General features: G+C 71.3%; 16 protein-coding genes. 13 read left to right on the top strand and 3 right to left on the bottom strand.

Features of this window, described 5'->3' with window-relative positions:
- Nucleotides 1-37: 37 nt before the first annotated feature.
- The 4 genes from L6E10_RS02385 to L6E10_RS02370 all read left to right on the top strand — a co-directional run bounded on the left by L6E10_RS02385 (nt 38) and on the right by L6E10_RS02370 (nt 3,497).
- Entirely contained in the window at nt 38-988 is a 951-nt protein-coding gene (locus tag L6E10_RS02385; protein ID WP_236216324.1) for a hypothetical protein, read from the top strand.
- Nucleotides 985-1,536 (top strand): hypothetical protein, encoded by a 552-nt coding sequence (locus tag L6E10_RS02380; protein ID WP_236216322.1) that lies wholly within the window; start codon nt 985-987, stop codon nt 1,534-1,536. Before L6E10_RS02385 ends, L6E10_RS02380 begins: the two co-directional genes overlap by 4 nt.
- 10 nt (nt 1,537-1,546) lie before the next feature.
- Nucleotides 1,547-2,314, top strand: a complete 768-nt coding sequence (locus L6E10_RS02375) for a hypothetical protein (RefSeq protein WP_236216320.1) — start codon at nt 1,547-1,549, stop codon at nt 2,312-2,314.
- A 379-nt stretch (nt 2,315-2,693) separates the two neighbouring features.
- Nucleotides 2,694-3,497, top strand: a complete 804-nt coding sequence (locus tag L6E10_RS02370; RefSeq protein WP_236216318.1) for an isocitrate lyase/phosphoenolpyruvate mutase family protein — start codon at nt 2,694-2,696, stop codon at nt 3,495-3,497.
- Here L6E10_RS02370 and L6E10_RS02365 read toward each other — a convergent pair.
- Together L6E10_RS02365 and L6E10_RS02360 are read right to left on the bottom strand one after the other, a co-directional pair.
- Nucleotides 3,494-3,646, bottom strand: a complete 153-nt coding sequence (locus L6E10_RS02365) for a hypothetical protein (RefSeq protein WP_236216316.1) — start codon at nt 3,644-3,646, stop codon at nt 3,494-3,496. The two genes, L6E10_RS02370 and L6E10_RS02365, sit on opposite strands and share 4 nt — an antisense overlap.
- Before the next feature lie 64 nt (nt 3,647-3,710).
- Complete coding sequence (locus L6E10_RS02360) at nt 3,711-4,553, bottom strand: DegV family protein (RefSeq protein WP_236216314.1); 843 nt, start codon at nt 4,551-4,553, stop codon at nt 3,711-3,713.
- A 214-nt stretch (nt 4,554-4,767) separates the two neighbouring features.
- Between L6E10_RS02360 and L6E10_RS02355 the strand changes: the two genes are divergently transcribed.
- The 9 genes from L6E10_RS02355 to mnmA all read left to right on the top strand — a co-directional run bounded on the left by L6E10_RS02355 (nt 4,768) and on the right by mnmA (nt 12,802).
- Nucleotides 4,768-5,550: an electron transfer flavoprotein subunit beta/FixA family protein gene (locus L6E10_RS02355; protein WP_236216312.1), complete on the top strand. Its 783-nt coding sequence runs from the start codon at nt 4,768-4,770 to the stop codon at nt 5,548-5,550.
- Nucleotides 5,551-5,563: 13 nt separating this feature from the next.
- On the top strand, nt 5,564-6,517 hold the full coding sequence (locus tag L6E10_RS02350) for an electron transfer flavoprotein subunit alpha/FixB family protein (RefSeq protein ID WP_236216310.1): 954 nt from the start codon (nt 5,564-5,566) through the stop codon (nt 6,515-6,517).
- Between the two features lie 126 nt (nt 6,518-6,643).
- Entirely contained in the window at nt 6,644-7,060 is a 417-nt protein-coding gene (locus L6E10_RS02345; protein WP_236216308.1) for an Imm10 family immunity protein, read from the top strand.
- 92 nt (nt 7,061-7,152) lie between these two features.
- Nucleotides 7,153-7,482: a hypothetical protein gene (locus tag L6E10_RS02340; RefSeq protein ID WP_236216306.1), complete on the top strand. Its 330-nt coding sequence runs from the start codon at nt 7,153-7,155 to the stop codon at nt 7,480-7,482.
- A gap of 129 nt (nt 7,483-7,611) precedes the next feature.
- The gene (locus L6E10_RS02335) at nt 7,612-8,385 is read left to right on the top strand and encodes a GNAT family N-acetyltransferase (RefSeq protein ID WP_236216304.1); all 774 of its coding nucleotides are present in this window, start codon (nt 7,612-7,614) and stop codon (nt 8,383-8,385) included.
- Nucleotides 8,382-9,254 carry a 1-acyl-sn-glycerol-3-phosphate acyltransferase gene (locus L6E10_RS02330; protein WP_236216302.1) on the top strand — a complete coding sequence of 291 codons (873 nt, stop codon included), beginning with the start codon at nt 8,382-8,384 and terminating at the stop codon, nt 9,252-9,254. Before L6E10_RS02335 ends, L6E10_RS02330 begins: the two co-directional genes overlap by 4 nt.
- Complete coding sequence (locus L6E10_RS02325; protein ID WP_236216300.1) at nt 9,211-10,554, top strand: MFS transporter; 1,344 nt, start codon at nt 9,211-9,213, stop codon at nt 10,552-10,554. Before L6E10_RS02330 ends, L6E10_RS02325 begins: the two co-directional genes overlap by 44 nt.
- Nucleotides 10,554-11,723: a cysteine desulfurase family protein gene (locus L6E10_RS02320; protein WP_236216298.1), complete on the top strand. Its 1,170-nt coding sequence runs from the start codon at nt 10,554-10,556 to the stop codon at nt 11,721-11,723. The genes L6E10_RS02325 and L6E10_RS02320 overlap by 1 nt, the downstream gene beginning before the upstream one ends.
- Entirely contained in the window at nt 11,720-12,802 is a 1,083-nt protein-coding gene (gene mnmA, locus L6E10_RS02315; RefSeq protein WP_236216296.1) for a tRNA 2-thiouridine(34) synthase MnmA, read from the top strand. The genes L6E10_RS02320 and mnmA overlap by 4 nt, the downstream gene beginning before the upstream one ends.
- A 222-nt stretch (nt 12,803-13,024) precedes the next feature.
- Here the strand turns inward: mnmA and L6E10_RS02310 are convergent, their stop codons facing one another.
- Nucleotides 13,025-13,876 carry a serine/threonine dehydratase gene (locus tag L6E10_RS02310; protein ID WP_236216294.1) on the bottom strand — a complete coding sequence of 284 codons (852 nt, stop codon included), beginning with the start codon at nt 13,874-13,876 and terminating at the stop codon, nt 13,025-13,027.
- Nucleotides 13,877-14,020: the final 144 nt, after the last annotated feature.

The following is a 14,020-nucleotide window of genomic DNA, read 5'->3' as shown; positions in this document are numbered from 1 at the left end:
CGCTCAATCTTCAGCCCGGTTGAACGAGTAGGTGACCATGGGTGCAAAAGAGCAGGAACTAGTTCCGCTGCACGCCGGTTTCGACGTTGTCTACCGAGGTTTTCACCGACGTCAGGTCATCGAGCACATCGAGGGTCTCGAGGAGCAGCTGCGCTTCACGAGCCTCGACCGGGCCGAGGCGCTGGCACAGGCGGCCGATCTGCGCAAGCTGCTGGAGATGACGCGCCAGGACCTCGAAGAGGCGCGCGCCAGGATCGAGCGCCTCGAGTCGACCTCGGGCACGCACGCGAGCGCGACCGAACGGATGCACCGCATGCTCCGCCTCGCCGAGGACGAGACCGCGGAGATGCACCTGCGGACCGAACGCGAGTGCGCCGACCTCCGCGCGCGCACCGACGTGGAGGTGGCCGCGCTGCGCGCCGCCGCCGAGCAGGAGGCCGCGGCCATGCGCGCCGAGGCCGAGGCCGAGCTCTCCGCGTCGCGCCAGGACTGCGCCACCCGTGCCGCCGCGATGGAACGCCGTGAGCTCGAGGCGGAGCGCCGCTGCGCCGACCTCGAGGCCCAGCACCGCCAGCGCGCCGACGAGGTGGAGCGCGAGTGCGCCGAGGCAGTCGCCCAGGCCCGTGCCGACGCGGACAGGCTGCTGCGCGAGACGGCGTTGCAGTGCAACTCGCTGGAGGCCGACTCCGAGCGCAAGCGCCAGAAGGCGGAGCAGTTCCTCGAGCTGACCATCACCCGCCGCCGCAACGAGGCCGCGCGCCACCTGCAGGAGCAGGAGGCGCTGGCGCGCGCCCGCTCGGAGTTCGTGGTGAAGATGGCGTGCCGCGAAGCCCAGCGCCGCCTCGCGGAAGTCGCCGAGCGCACCGACGAGCTGCACGAGCTGCGCCGCGCCGTCCACTCGCAGCTGTCCGCGGTCCGCGCCGCCCTCTCCGCGGCCGCGGACCGGATCACGCCCGTGCACATCCCGGAGCAGGTGGCCGCCTCGTGAAGCACTGGATGCCGCTCGTCGCGGGCGCGCTGATGGTGCCCGAGACGGTGACGGCGTTCGGCTTCTCCGTCTACGGCGAGGAGCTCCGGACGGCCCTGTCGTCGTCGCCCGAAGCCCCGGTGGTGCCGGGCCCGGTGCCGGTCTCCGGCTTCGCCGCCCCCGTCCGGGTGGAACCCGCCGCCCCTCCGGTCCTGCCGCCGGCGGTGGCCCAGCAGGCGGTGCGCGACCTGTTCGCCACCCACCCGGTCAAGGGCGTCACCTTCGCGCCGGGCACCGCGTCCCTCGTGGGCCGCGGCGAGGACGTGCGCCGAAGCCCGGCGAGCGTGCTGCGCAACGTGTCGGGCTCCGTGACGCTGGTGGCGCACGCGTGGAACGGCGAGACCGCATCGCACAGGTGCGACGCGCTCGCGCTGGAGAGGGCCGGCCTGCTGCGGCAGTACCTGGCCGAGCGGGGCGTGTCGAGCACGATCACCACGCGGGTCGTCGTGGACCCGGTGTGGGGCCCGCCCGCGGACTTCGGACCTCAGATCGACGTCCTCGTGAGCTAGGAGCCTTCGCATGGCAGGGGCAGTCGGGATCGTCTTCGGGCTGTGCGTGCTGTCCTTCACGTTGGGGGCGGCCCTGATGTACACGCTGGTGCGGCGCCGTGAGGAAACCGCACTGGCCGAACTCGATCGACCGGAACAGCCGGCCGAGCGCACGTGGGTTCCCAAGCCCGCCGTCGAACCGGTCACCGACGACTACGACACGCGGCCCATCCACCGCAACCCGGTGATGGGGCTGCCGCAGCTGGAACCGGCGCTGGCTTCGCTCTCGGAGCCGGTGTCGGGGCCGGTGCTGAGGTCGGTGCCGCGGCTGGACCTGCGGGCGGTGGAGCCGGGGGCGAAGGTTGCTGCGGAGCCCGCGGAGCCCGCGGTGGCTGCGGAGCCCGAGGAACTCGAGCTGCTCGTGGAGTTCGGGGACGCGGGGGAGCCGGTGACCGCCAAGGCTCCGATCGCTGCGGCGGTACCGGAACCGGCCGTCGTGGCCGAGCCGACCACCGGTCCCGAACACGCTCCCGGTCCCGTGACCGAGGACGCCGAGCCGAGCGAGACGCCCGAAACTGTCGGTGCCGCTCGATACGATCAGGATGGGGACTTCGAGCCCCCTTTGGGGGAACCTGAAGCCCCCGAATCAACGGTAGCGGCCGGCACCGACACTCCCGTGTTGCCGCCGCCCGCCGCACCGCAGCCCGTCGAGCGCGCGACGTGGGTGGAGCGGGAGGACTCCCGGCAGCGCTACCTGAGGACGTTCGAAGAGGTGCGCCGCAAGGCGGACACCAACTGACCGCGGGGTTCGTGTTCTTCGACTTGGGTTCTCGACGACGCGACCGTGCCGGACGGGGCGGTGCCAGGCGCTCGGGGACCAGTGGCGTGAGACCGGCTGTGTGCGGATTCGGCTGCGCTCAGGGCTGCCGCGCGTGGGGGCCGGTCGCGGTCAGCGCCACCACAGCGCCCCCACGCCGCCACTGCCACCCAGAACCCCGAGCCCGGAACTCCCCACCCCGGAACTCCCCACCCCGGAACTCCCCACCCTGAAACCCCGAGCCCGGAACCCCGCCCCGGCAGCCACAGCCACACCCACACCCCGCAGCCGTGTCGGAAACTCATCGGTCCATGTCCGAAACCGGCAGGACACCGCCCCCGCGCGCTGATATCAATCGATCATGACTTCCGCCACTGACCGCACCGCCCTCTTCCACGCCCTGCACGCGCAGGGCCCGCTCGTCCTCCCCAACGCCTGGGACGTCGCCTCCGCCCTCATCGTCGAGGCGGTCGGCGCCCAGGCCGTCGCCACCACCAGTGCCGGGGTGGCGTGGAGCCTCGGCGCGCCGGACGGGGACGCGCTCGACCGCGATCTCGCCATCGGTCTTGTCGCGAGGATCGCCGAGGCGGTCGAGGTTCCGGTGACCGCGGACATCGAGTCCGGCTTCGGCGAGGACGCCGCCGGGGTCGCGGAGACGGCGAAGGCCGTCGAGGAGGCGGGCGCGTCCGGCGTCAACATCGAGGACGGGCGGGGTGCGGCGCTGAGGGACGTGCAGGAGCAGAAGGAACGTTTGCAGGCGGCACGGGAAGGTGCGCCGACGCTCTACATCAACGCCCGCGTGGACGTGTTCCTGCGGGGGATCGGTGAGCCGCAGGAGCGGTTGCAGCACACGCTCGACCGCGCGCGGGTCTACCTGGAGGCGGGAGCCAGCGGCATCTTCGTGCCGGGCGTCACCGATCTCGAGACCGTGGAAGTGTTGGCGCGGAACATCAACGCGCCGTTGAACGTGCTGGCCGGTCCGGGCGCGCCCGCGGTCCGAGAGCTCGGGACCGCGGGCGCCGCCAGGATCAGCGTCGGTACGGCGCTGGCGTCAGCCGCCTACGCGACAGCCAAGAAGGCGGCCGAGGAGTTGCTGGCGAAGGGTACGTACGACAGCACCGGTGAGGGCTTGGGCTACGCCGAGCTCAACGCCCTCTTCCGCTAGTGCCTCTTGCCGCCGCGGAACTTGCGCAGCAGCTGCTCGGCCTGCGCGCGCTTGCGCGGGTCCTGCGCCATCTGCCGTGCCTTGGCTTGGAGCTTGTGGCCCTGCGGGCTGCGCAGGAACCTGGTGATCTTGTCCATGAAGCCGGCCATCGGTCCTCCAGGTGTCCGTTACGTCCATTTCAACGGACGAAACCGTTCCCGGAGTTCCCGGCGGTCAGACCGGCGAAACGGTGATGCCGAGCGCACCTGGTCCGACGTGGGCGCCGATGGCCGAGCTGACCTGCGTCACCATGAACTGGCGGACGTTCGGAACGTTGCGGCGGAGGTTGCGCAGCAGGCGCGAGGCCTTCTCCTCCGCGTCGAAGTGCTCGACGGCCACGTCCACGGTGTCGGTGCCCGCGCGCTTGACCGCGATGTCGAGCATCCGGTTGAGCGCGCGGTCGGCGCCGATCACCTTGTCCAGCGGCGTGATCTGGCCGTCGGCCATGGTCAGCAGCGGCTTCATCGACAGCACCCCGCCGACCAGGGCGGCCGCGGCGCCGATGCGGCCGCCGCGGCGCAGGTACTCGAGCGTGTCCACGTAGATCAGCTCGGTCGACCTGTCGAAGCGGCGCTGGGCCGTCGCGAGCACCTTCTCGACGCTGCCGCCCGCCTCGGCGACCTTCGCGGCGGCCTGGACGGCGTAGCCGATGCTCATCCCGCAGGTGTGGGTGTCGATGACGTGCACGGGCACGCGAACCTTGGCGGCGGCTTCCCTGGCGGCCTCGACGGTGGCGGACTGGCGGCTCGACACGTGCACGGACACGATCGAGCGAACGCCCTGCGCCGCCAGCTCGTTGTACGTCCAGAAGAACGCGTCCGGATCGGGTGGGATCGTCGTCACGGGCACGTTCGAACGCATGGCCGAGACCAGGTCCGGGACCGGGATGCGGGACTCGTCGTCGGTGTGGTCGCCGATCCGCACCTGGATCTGCGCCACTTCGATGCCGAGCTTCTTGGTCAGCTGCGCCGGGAGGCAGGCCGTGGAGTCGGTCACGATAGCTACTCGCCGGTACATGTCAGCGCAGCCTAGACCCCGAATGGGTTAAGTCTCAGTTGGTGGCGTCAACGGGTGACAACTGTCACGCTAGCGGGGTGCTTGCTGCTGTTTGCACGCGTGCTACTGGCGGGTAACATCCGGGTGATGGCAGGGTCGTGAACACCCGGCGGCGCAGTTCTAGAGTCCTCTGCGCAAGCGTCGCCGCCCGTCCGCAGGAGGTCGAAGAGGACCTATGAACATTGTTGTCCTGGTCAAGCAGGTGCCTGACACCTGGTCCGAGCGCAAGCTCACCGACGCCGACCACACCCTTGACCGCGAGTCCGCGGATGCCGTGCTCGACGAGATCAACGAGCGCGCCGTCGAAGAGGCCCTGCTGCTGCAGGAAGCCCACGGCGGTGAGGTCACCGTGATCGCGATGGGTCCCGACCGCGCCACCGACGCGATCCGCAAGGCGCTGTCGATGGGTGCCGACAAGGCGATCCACGTGAGCGACGAAGCGCTGCACGGGTCGGACTCGCTGGCCACGGCCAAGGTCCTCGCGAAGGCGATCGGCACGGTCGAGAACGTCGACCTGGTCATCGCGGGCAACGAGGCCACCGACGGCCGCGCGGGCGCTGTCCCGGCCATCCTCGCCGAGCTGCTCGGCCTGCCGCAGGTCACCCAGCTGCGCAAGGTCACCGTCGACGGCTCCACGATCAAGGGCGAGCGCGAGACCGACGAGGGCGTCGCCTTCGTCGAGGCGTCGCTGCCGGCCGTGGTCTCCGTGACCGAGAAGATCAACGAGCCGCGCTACCCGTCCTTCAAGGGCATCATGGCCGCGAAGAAGAAGCCCGTCTCCACGCTGACCGTGGCGGACCTCGGCGTCGACGCGTCCGAGGTCGGCCTGTCCGGTGCGTACACCCAGGTGCTCGAGGCGTCCCCGAAGCCGCCGCGCAGCGCGGGTCAGCGCATCGAGGACGGTGGCGACGGCGGTCAGAAGATCGCCGAGTTCCTCGTCGGCCAGAAGCTCATCTGAGGGAGGGGAAGTCATGTCTGAAGTTCTCGTTCTGGTCGACCACGTCGACGGCGAGGTCAAGAAGGTCAGCTACGAGCTGCTGACGGCCGCGCGTCGCCTGGGCACCCCGGCCGCCGTGGTCGTGGGCGCCTCCGGCACCGCGTCGAAGATCCGCGAGTCGCTCGGCAGGTTCGGCGCCGCGAAGGTCTACGCCGTCGAGTCCGACGACGCCGCCAACTTCCTGGTGACCCCGAAGGTCGACGCGCTGGCCGCCCTCGTCCCGAACGCGTCCGCGGTGCTCGTCTCCGCGACGGTCGAGGGCAAGGAGGTCGCGGGCCGGCTCGCCGCGCGCATCGGCTCCGGCTGGCTGGTCGACGTCGTGGACGTCGAGTCCGACGGCACCGGCGTGCAGTCCATCTTCGGTGGCGCGTTCGTCGTCAAGGCGAAGGTCAGCAAGGGCACCCCGGTCATCACCGTCCGCCCCGGCGGCATCGAGGCCGAGGAGTCCGCGGCGGACGCCGTGCTGGACGAGTCGGTCTCCATCTCCGTGGACGCCGCCAAGTCCGCCCGCGTGACCTCGCGCGAGGCCGTCGTCGGTGGCGACCGCCCGGAGCTGACCGAGGCCTCGGTCGTCGTCTCCGGTGGCCGCGGCGTCGGTTCCGCCGACAAGTTCTCCGTCGTCGAGGAGCTCGCGGACTCGCTCGGTGCCGCCGTCGGCGCCTCGCGCGCCGCGGTCGACTCGGGCTACTACCCGCACCAGTTCCAGGTCGGCCAGACCGGCAAGACGGTCTCGCCGCAGCTGTACGTGGCGCTGGGCATCTCCGGTGCCATCCAGCACCGCGCCGGCATGCAGACCTCGAAGACGATCGTCGCGGTCAACAAGGACCCCGAGGCCCCGATCTTCGAGATCGCCGACTTCGGCGTGGTGGGCGACCTGTTCAACGTCGCCCCGCAGCTGAAGGAAGAAGTCGCCAAGCGCAAGGGCTGAGCACCTCCGCGCTGACAACGGCCGCCCCGCCTCGGTGGGGCGGCCGTTGGCGTTTAAGGTCGTCTTCACGACCGAAGACCGCTGCTGGTCGCGGCCGGCGGTGGCGAATTCCTCGGGAGAAGAACGTTGAGCGACAACAGCTTCGTCGTGCGAGGCCACGGCATGGGTTTCGAGGACGAAGACCGGACCATGTTCACGGTCGGCGTCGCCGAACAGCCCGACGGCGCCGGCAGGCAGCTGATGGTCACGGCGAGCGAGGACGACCTCGACGACGCCGACTACGACATGGACTCGTACTGCGTCGTCGACGACGAGCACCGCTGCACGTACGGCGGGGTGACCCGGGCGGAGCTCACCGGCGGCGTGCTGGTGCTGGAGTTCTCCGAGAAGGCGGTCGCGGAGCTCGAACTGGCCGGGCCCGTCCTCTCGCTGGAGCTCGACCTCGCCGCGGACGTCGTCGCGGAGCTGGCCAACGGCTACCGGCGCGTCTTCACGTTCGGGCGCGAGAGCTTCCGCCCGGTGCTGGGCGGCGACCTCGCCTGAAGCGGGTGTCCGTTTCGGGATGCTAAGTGTAGTCAGGGATATGTCAGGGCTTTGGCGAAGTCTGTCCGTATCGACCGAATGAAAGGGTCCTGATGCGACAGATCAAGCGAGTGGCGTCCGTGGTGCTCGGCCTGACGATGGCCGCCGGTTTCATGACGCTCGCCGCCGCGCCGGCCAGTGCCGACCGCCCGTGCACCGGACGTCAGCAGAAGCTCTACTTCATGGGCGAGAAGGACGCGAACTTCGGCGGCAGCGGCATCGTCACGCTGCTCAACTGCCACGCCACCAAGCGCAAGGCGAGCATCGACGTCTCGCGCGGCTTCGACCCGGACTGCAAGAACATCCCGTTCGGCGAGACGCGGTCCTTCGAGTACAACCGGCTCAAGGGCATCGCGGAGTACAACAAGCCCAAGTGGTGCTGAGTCCCGCGACCCGCGAAGCCCCTCCGCGAGGAGGGGCTTTTCGCATCTCCGGGGGTTCACCCGACTGCCACTGACCGGTCATCGTTCTGACCTGCTGTCATTCGCCGACCCGGCCCCACCCTGGTGCGCATGACGCAGCCGGAACTGCTTGTCAGCACCCCTGTCCGACAGGACGGGGACGCTCCTCGCTACTCCCTCCTCGTCGCCCGTGACAGCGAAGAGGTCGTCGCCGCGCAGAAACTGCGCTACGAGGTGTTCGCCGGTGAGATGGGGGCGACGCTGCACACCGGCGTGCCCGGCCACGACGTCGACGAGTTCGACCGGCACTGCGACCACCTCGTGGTGCGGGACGACCGGACCGGCGAGATCGTCGGCGGCTACCGCATGCTGCCGCCCGAGCGGGCCAGGGAGGCCGGGCGGCTCTACAGCGACGGCGAGTTCGACCTCGCCAACCTCGACGACATCCGGCACAGCACCGTCGAGACCGGGCGCTCGTGCGTGCACCCCGACCACCGCAACGGCGCCGTCGTCAGCCTCGTGTGGGCGGGCATCGCGCGGTACATGTTGCTGAGCGGCCACAAGTGGCTCGTCGGGTGCGCGTCGATCCCCCTGCAGGACGGCGGCAGCTTCGCGGCCGGGGTGTGGGACGTGGTGCGCGCCAAGCACTTCGCGCCCGAGCGGTACCGCGTCACGCCGCACAACCCGTGGGACGTCGACAGCGTCGCGCGGCCGGAGAAGACGGTGCTGCCGCCGCTGCTGAAGGGCTACCTGCGGCTCGGCGCCAAGATCTGCGGACGGCCCGCGCTCGACGCGGACTTCGGCGTCGCCGACCTGTTCATCCTGCTCGGCATGGACCACGTGGACCAGCGCTACCTCAAGTTCTTCCTGGGGGAGACGTCATGAGCCACGCCTGGATGCCCGCGTCGCCGTGCGGTGACGGGTGCGTCGGTGCGCCACCCGCGGAGGTCGGCGGGATCCGCCAGGTCTGGCGGGCGGTCACGGCGGTCACCGCGCTGCTGTGCGGTGTCGCGATCGGCCTCGCCCTCCTGCTGCCGGGCAAGCAGCGCGAGAGCGCCATCAGGCTGTGGTTCCGCGCGGTGCTCCGGGCGTTCGGCGTCCGGCTGGAGGTGCACGGCGCGCGGAGGTTCCAGGAGATCCCCGAGCGCGGCGTGCTCGTCGCGAGCAACCACGTGTCGTGGCTCGACGAGCTCGCGATCGACTCGGTGCAGCCGATCAAGCTCGTCGCCAAGAAGGACATCCGGAGCTGGCCGGTGCTCGGCCGGATCATCACCGCGGCGGGCACCGTCTACCTCGACCGCGAACGGCTCCGCGAGCTGCCCCGGACCGTCGAGGAGCTGGCGGCGGCCCTGCGCGGCGGCAGCGCCGTCGGCATCCACGCCGAGGGCACGACGTGGTGCGGGCTCGCGTCCGGACGCTACAAGCCGGCGCTGTTCCAGGCCGCGCTCGACGCCGGTGTGCCGGTGCGGCCGATCGTGCTGCGCTACCGGATCGGCGGCCACCTGACGACGCAGCCGGCGTTCATCGGCAGCGACACGCTCGTCGACTCGATCCGGCGCGTGCTGAAGGTGAAAGGCCTGGTCGTCGAGGTGCACGTGCTCGACGAGATCGCTCCCGGCAGGGCCGCGACGCGCAGGGAGCTCGCGAAACTTGCCGAAGAGCAATCAAATCGCTTGACCTCGACCGAACTGGAGATAGCACCATCAAGGGGTGACAGTCACCGCTCCCGCTCCGTCTCGCCTCTGGTCGCCTGACCGCCGCTGGCCCACGACGGGCATCCTCCTGCTGGTCACCCTGCTCGCCTTCGAGGTGATGGGCGTCAGCACGGCGATGCCCACGATGGTCCGCGAGCTGAGGGGTGAGGCGCTCTACGCGTGGCCGTTCCTCGCGAACCTGGCGGCGAGCGTCATCGCGACGGTCTTCTCCGGGCGGTTGTCGGACCGGCGCGGGCCCAAGCCCGCGGTGCTGATCGGCGTGGTGCTGTTCCTCGCCGGCCTCGTGGTCGCCGGTGCGGCGCAGACCATGACGACGCTGCTCGTCGGCCGGGTCCTGCAGGGCTTCGGCGCCGGCTTCCTGATCGTCGCGGTCTACGTGCTGATCGCGCTCGCCTACTCCGAGGAGGACCGGCCGGCCGTGTTCGGCGCGCTCTCCTCGGCGTGGGTGATCCCGTCGCTGGTCGGGCCGGCGGTCGCGGGCTGGGCCACCGAGCACCTGAGCTGGCGCTGGGTGTTCCTCGCGGTCGTGCCGCTGATCCTGCTCGGCAGCGTCCTGCTCGTCCCGGTGCTCAAGAAGCTGCCCCCGCACGACGCCACGCCGCCGCGGCGCAGGCACCTGCCTGCCGCCGCCGTGGCCGTGGGTGCCGGCGTGGTGGGCCTGAGTTGGGCGTTGCAGCACCGCACGTGGTGGCTGCTCGCGGTGGCGGTGCTGCTGCTGGCACCGGCCCTGCGCGTCCTGCTGCCGAAGGGCACGCTCCTCGCCCGGCGCGGCCTGCCCGTCACGATCCTCGCCCGCGGCCTGCTGGCGGGCTCGTTCTTCGCGGTCGAGGGCTTCATCCCGCTCACGCTGACCGTCGTGCACGGCTACTCGCCCCTGGAGGCGGGCATCCCGCTCACCCTGAGCGCGCTCGGCTGGGCCGGTGCGTCGATGTGGGCCTCACGGCACCCCGAGATCGAGCGCCACACCCTCGTGCGCGTCGGGTTCCTGTTCTCCGCGACCGGCATCGCGGCCGTGACGCTCATCGCACCCTCGTGGGGTCCCGCCTGGCTCACCCCGGTCCTGTGGGGCGTCGCGGGGGCCGGCATGGGCATGGCGACGTCGAGCGTCGGCGTGCTGATGATGGCGGCGTCGCCCGAGGCCGACCGCGGTTTCAACTCGGCCGCGCTGCAGATCAGCGACATGCTGTTCTCGGCGACCATGATCGGCATCGGCGGTGTGCTGGTCGTGGCGACGGCGCCGACCGCGGGCGTGGTGGTGCTGAACCTGTCGATGGCGGCGTTGGCCGTGGTGGGAGCGATTCTGACCGGGCCCCGCATGCGGGCTACCCTTGAGGCCTGATGGCTTATCTCGACCACGCGGCCACGACCCCCATGCACCCCGAGGCGGTCGCGGCCATGACCGAGGCGTTGTCCACCACGGGCAACGCCTCGTCGCTGCACACCTCCGGCAGGCGGGCGCGGCGAGCGGTCGAGGAGGCCCGCGAGACGATCGCCGACGCCCTGGGCGCCCGGCCGTCCGAGGTGCTGTTCACCGGCGGCGGCACGGAGAGCGACAACCTCGCGGTCAAGGGCATCTACTGGGCGAGCGGCAGGCGCCGCGTGCTGGCCTCCGCCGTCGAGCACCACGCCGTGCTGGACGCCGTCGAGTGGCTGGAGCACCGGGGCGCCGAGGTGACCTGGCTGCCGACCGACCGCTTCGGCCGCGTGTCCGCCGAGTCCGTGGCCGAGGCGCTGGACGACGACGTCGCGCTCGTCACCACGATGTGGGCGAACAACGAGGTAGGCACCATCAACCCCGTGCACGACATCGCCGCCGTGTGCGCCGAGCGCGGTGTGCCGTTCCACACGGACGCGGTGCAGGCCGTGGGCGCCGTCCCCGTCGACTTCGCCGCCTCCGGTGCCTCCGCGCTGACCATGACCGGCCACAAGGTCGGCGGTCCCTACGGCGTCGGTGTGCTCCTCCTCGCACGTGACGTGAAGTGCGCGCCGTTGCTGCACGGTGGGGGCCAGGAGCGCGATGTGCGGTCCGGCACGCTGGACGTGCCGTCGATCGTCGGCCTGGCGCGCGCGGTGCGGATCGCCGTCGACGAGCAGGAACAGCGCGCCGCCGAGCTGACGGCGCTGCGCGACGAGCTGATCGCGTCGGTGCGCGCGGTGGTGCCGGACGTGATCCTCAACGGCGACCCTGCCGACCGGCTGCCCGGCAACGCGCACCTGACGTTCCCCGGCTGCGAGGGCGACAGCCTGCTGATGCTGCTCGACGCCCGCGGTGTCGAGTGCTCGACGGGCTCCGCGTGCACGGCCGGTGTCGCGCAGCCGAGCCACGTCCTCGTCGCCATGGACGTCGAACCGGCGCTGGCCAGGGGGTCGCTGCGGTTCTCGCTCGGGCACACGTCGACCCGCGCCGATGTCGAGGAACTCGTGTCGGTGATCGGTCCGGTGGTGGAGAGGGCCCGCACGGCGGGTCTGGCAGGCATGAGACGTTCCCGGAAGGTGGTCGAGCAGTGAAGGTCCTCGCGGCGATGAGCGGTGGTGTCGACTCCGCGGTGGCGGCGGCACGTGCCGTCGAAGCGGGGCACGACGTGACCGGCGTGCACCTGGCGTTGTCGGCGAAGCCCGGCACCCTGCGCACCGGGGCGCGCGGCTGCTGCACCGTCGAGGACGCCCACGACGCCCGGCGCGCGGCCGACCTCATGGGCATCCCGTTCTACGTCTGGGACTTCGCCGAGCGCTTCACCGAAGAGGTCGTCGAGGACTTCGTCGCGGAGTACGCGGCGGGCCGCACGCCGAACCCGTGCCTGCGCTGCAACGAGCGCATCAAGTTCGAGGCGTTGCTGGACAAGGCGATCGCCCTGGGCTTCGACGCCGTCTGCACCGGCCACTACGCGCGCCTCGAGGTGGTCGACGGCCGTCCCGAGCTGCGCCGCTCGGCCGACCTGGGCAAGGACCAGTCCTACGTGCTGGCGTCGCTGACGGCGGACCAGCTCGCGCACGCCATGTTCCCGCTGGGGGACACGACGAAGGACGACGTCCGGGCCGAGGCGGCGTCGCGCGGCCTGTCGGTCGCGAAGAAGCCGGACAGCCACGACATCTGCTTCATCCCGGACGGCGACACGCAGAAGTTCCTGGCCGGTCGCATGGAGACCAAGCCGGGCCTGCTGATCGACGACGCGACCGGCGCGGTGCTCGGCCGGCACGCGGGCGTGCACGAGTTCACCGTGGGCCAGCGCAAGGGCCTCGGCATCGACGGTCCCGCCCCCGACGGACGGCCGCGGTACGTGCTCGCGCTGGAGCCGGTGTCGGGCAACGTCCGGGTCGGCTCGGCCGAGAAGCTCGCCGTGACCGGCATTTCCGCTTCCTCACCCGTGGCCCACGTTCCGTTCGACGGGCCGGTCGAGTGCGTCGCGCAGGTGCGGGCCCACGGCGGCACCGCTCCGGCGGTGGCCGAGCTGGTCGACGGCGTGCTGCGGGTGCGGCTGCGGGAGCCGCTCAAGGGCGTGGCACCCGGTCAGGCCGTCGCGATCTACCGCGAGGACGCGGCGGGCGACGTCGTGCTGGCGAGCGCGACCATCGACGCCACCAGCTAAATCGCTTGTAGGGCCGGGAAAGCGGATCTAGCGTTCGCTGTGTGACGTTCATGGACACGTTGTTCCCGGAGTCGGACCTGGCCGCCCGCGCCCGCGGCGCGTTCCGGTGCTTCGTCAGCCCCGCGGACCGGCGGAAGCTGAGCGGTCAGGCCCGTCACGACGACCTGCCCGTGTGGGTCGTGACGCCGTTGCGCCGCTTGGGCGCTCGCCGGTTCCGCCGGGCTAGCTGGGACGCCACTCCGAGTTCGCTCCGCACAGGAGCACGCAGGGCAGCTCACTCGACACGTCGCCCCTGAGGAACGCCGCGAACGCCGCCGCGGCGGCGGGTTCGACCGCGAGCCGGAACTCCTCCCACAGGCGGTCGCGCGCCGCGAGGATCTCCGCGTCGGAGACCAGCAGCGAGGAAACGTTGTGCTGCTGCAGGATCTCCAGCGACAACGAGCCCGCACGGGTCGCCCCCAGCGCGTCCGCGGCGACGGAGTCCACCACCGAGTCGACGGGTTCGCCGGCTTCCAGCGCGTTGTGCATGGCGCGGCAGTTCTCGGGTTCCACGGCGACGATGTGCCGTCCCCCGGAGGCCAGCGCGGCACCGGCGACGAGACCGCCGCCGCCCACCGCCACGAAGATCGCGTCCACGTCCGGGGCGTCCTCGACGATCTCCTGCGTCACCGTGGCCTGCCCCTCGATCACGGTCCGGCTGTCGTAGGCCTCGACGTAGGGCAGGTCGAGCTCACGGGCGGCAGCGGCGGCCTCGGCGTAGGTCCTGCCGTGGCGGATCAGCTTGGCGCCCAACGCCTCGATGCGCCGCGTCTTGGTCTCGGGCGCGGTCACCGGGACGAAGACCGTGGCGTGCGCGCCGAGCAGCTGGGCGGCCTGCGCCACGGCGATGCCGTGGTTGCCGCCCGACGCGGTGACGACCTCGGAGACGTTCAGCGCCAGCAGGGTGTTCACCGCACCGCGGAGCTTGAACGACCCGGTGAGCTGCAGGTGCTCCAGCTTGAACACGAGCGGCCTGCCGTCGGCGGACACGCGCATGACCGGGGTGCGGCGGACGTACTGCGACAACGTTCTCATGAGACCAGCTTCCACAAGAACTGCGCGAGAGTCACGAGGCCCAGCAGGAAACACACCAGCACGAAGGTCCCGCCGGCCATGACGACCAGGCAAGCACCCCAGGACGTCTCCTCGTGCGGGGTCGAGGCCAGCTCGCGCCGCAGC

Source organism: Lentzea sp. CC55, from assembly GCF_021056325.1.
Classification (GTDB): Bacteria; Actinomycetota; Actinomycetes; order Mycobacteriales; family Pseudonocardiaceae; genus Lentzea; species Lentzea jiangxiensis.
The sequence above is the reverse complement of the archived record's forward strand: the minus strand, read 5'-3'. Positions and strand labels throughout refer to the sequence as shown.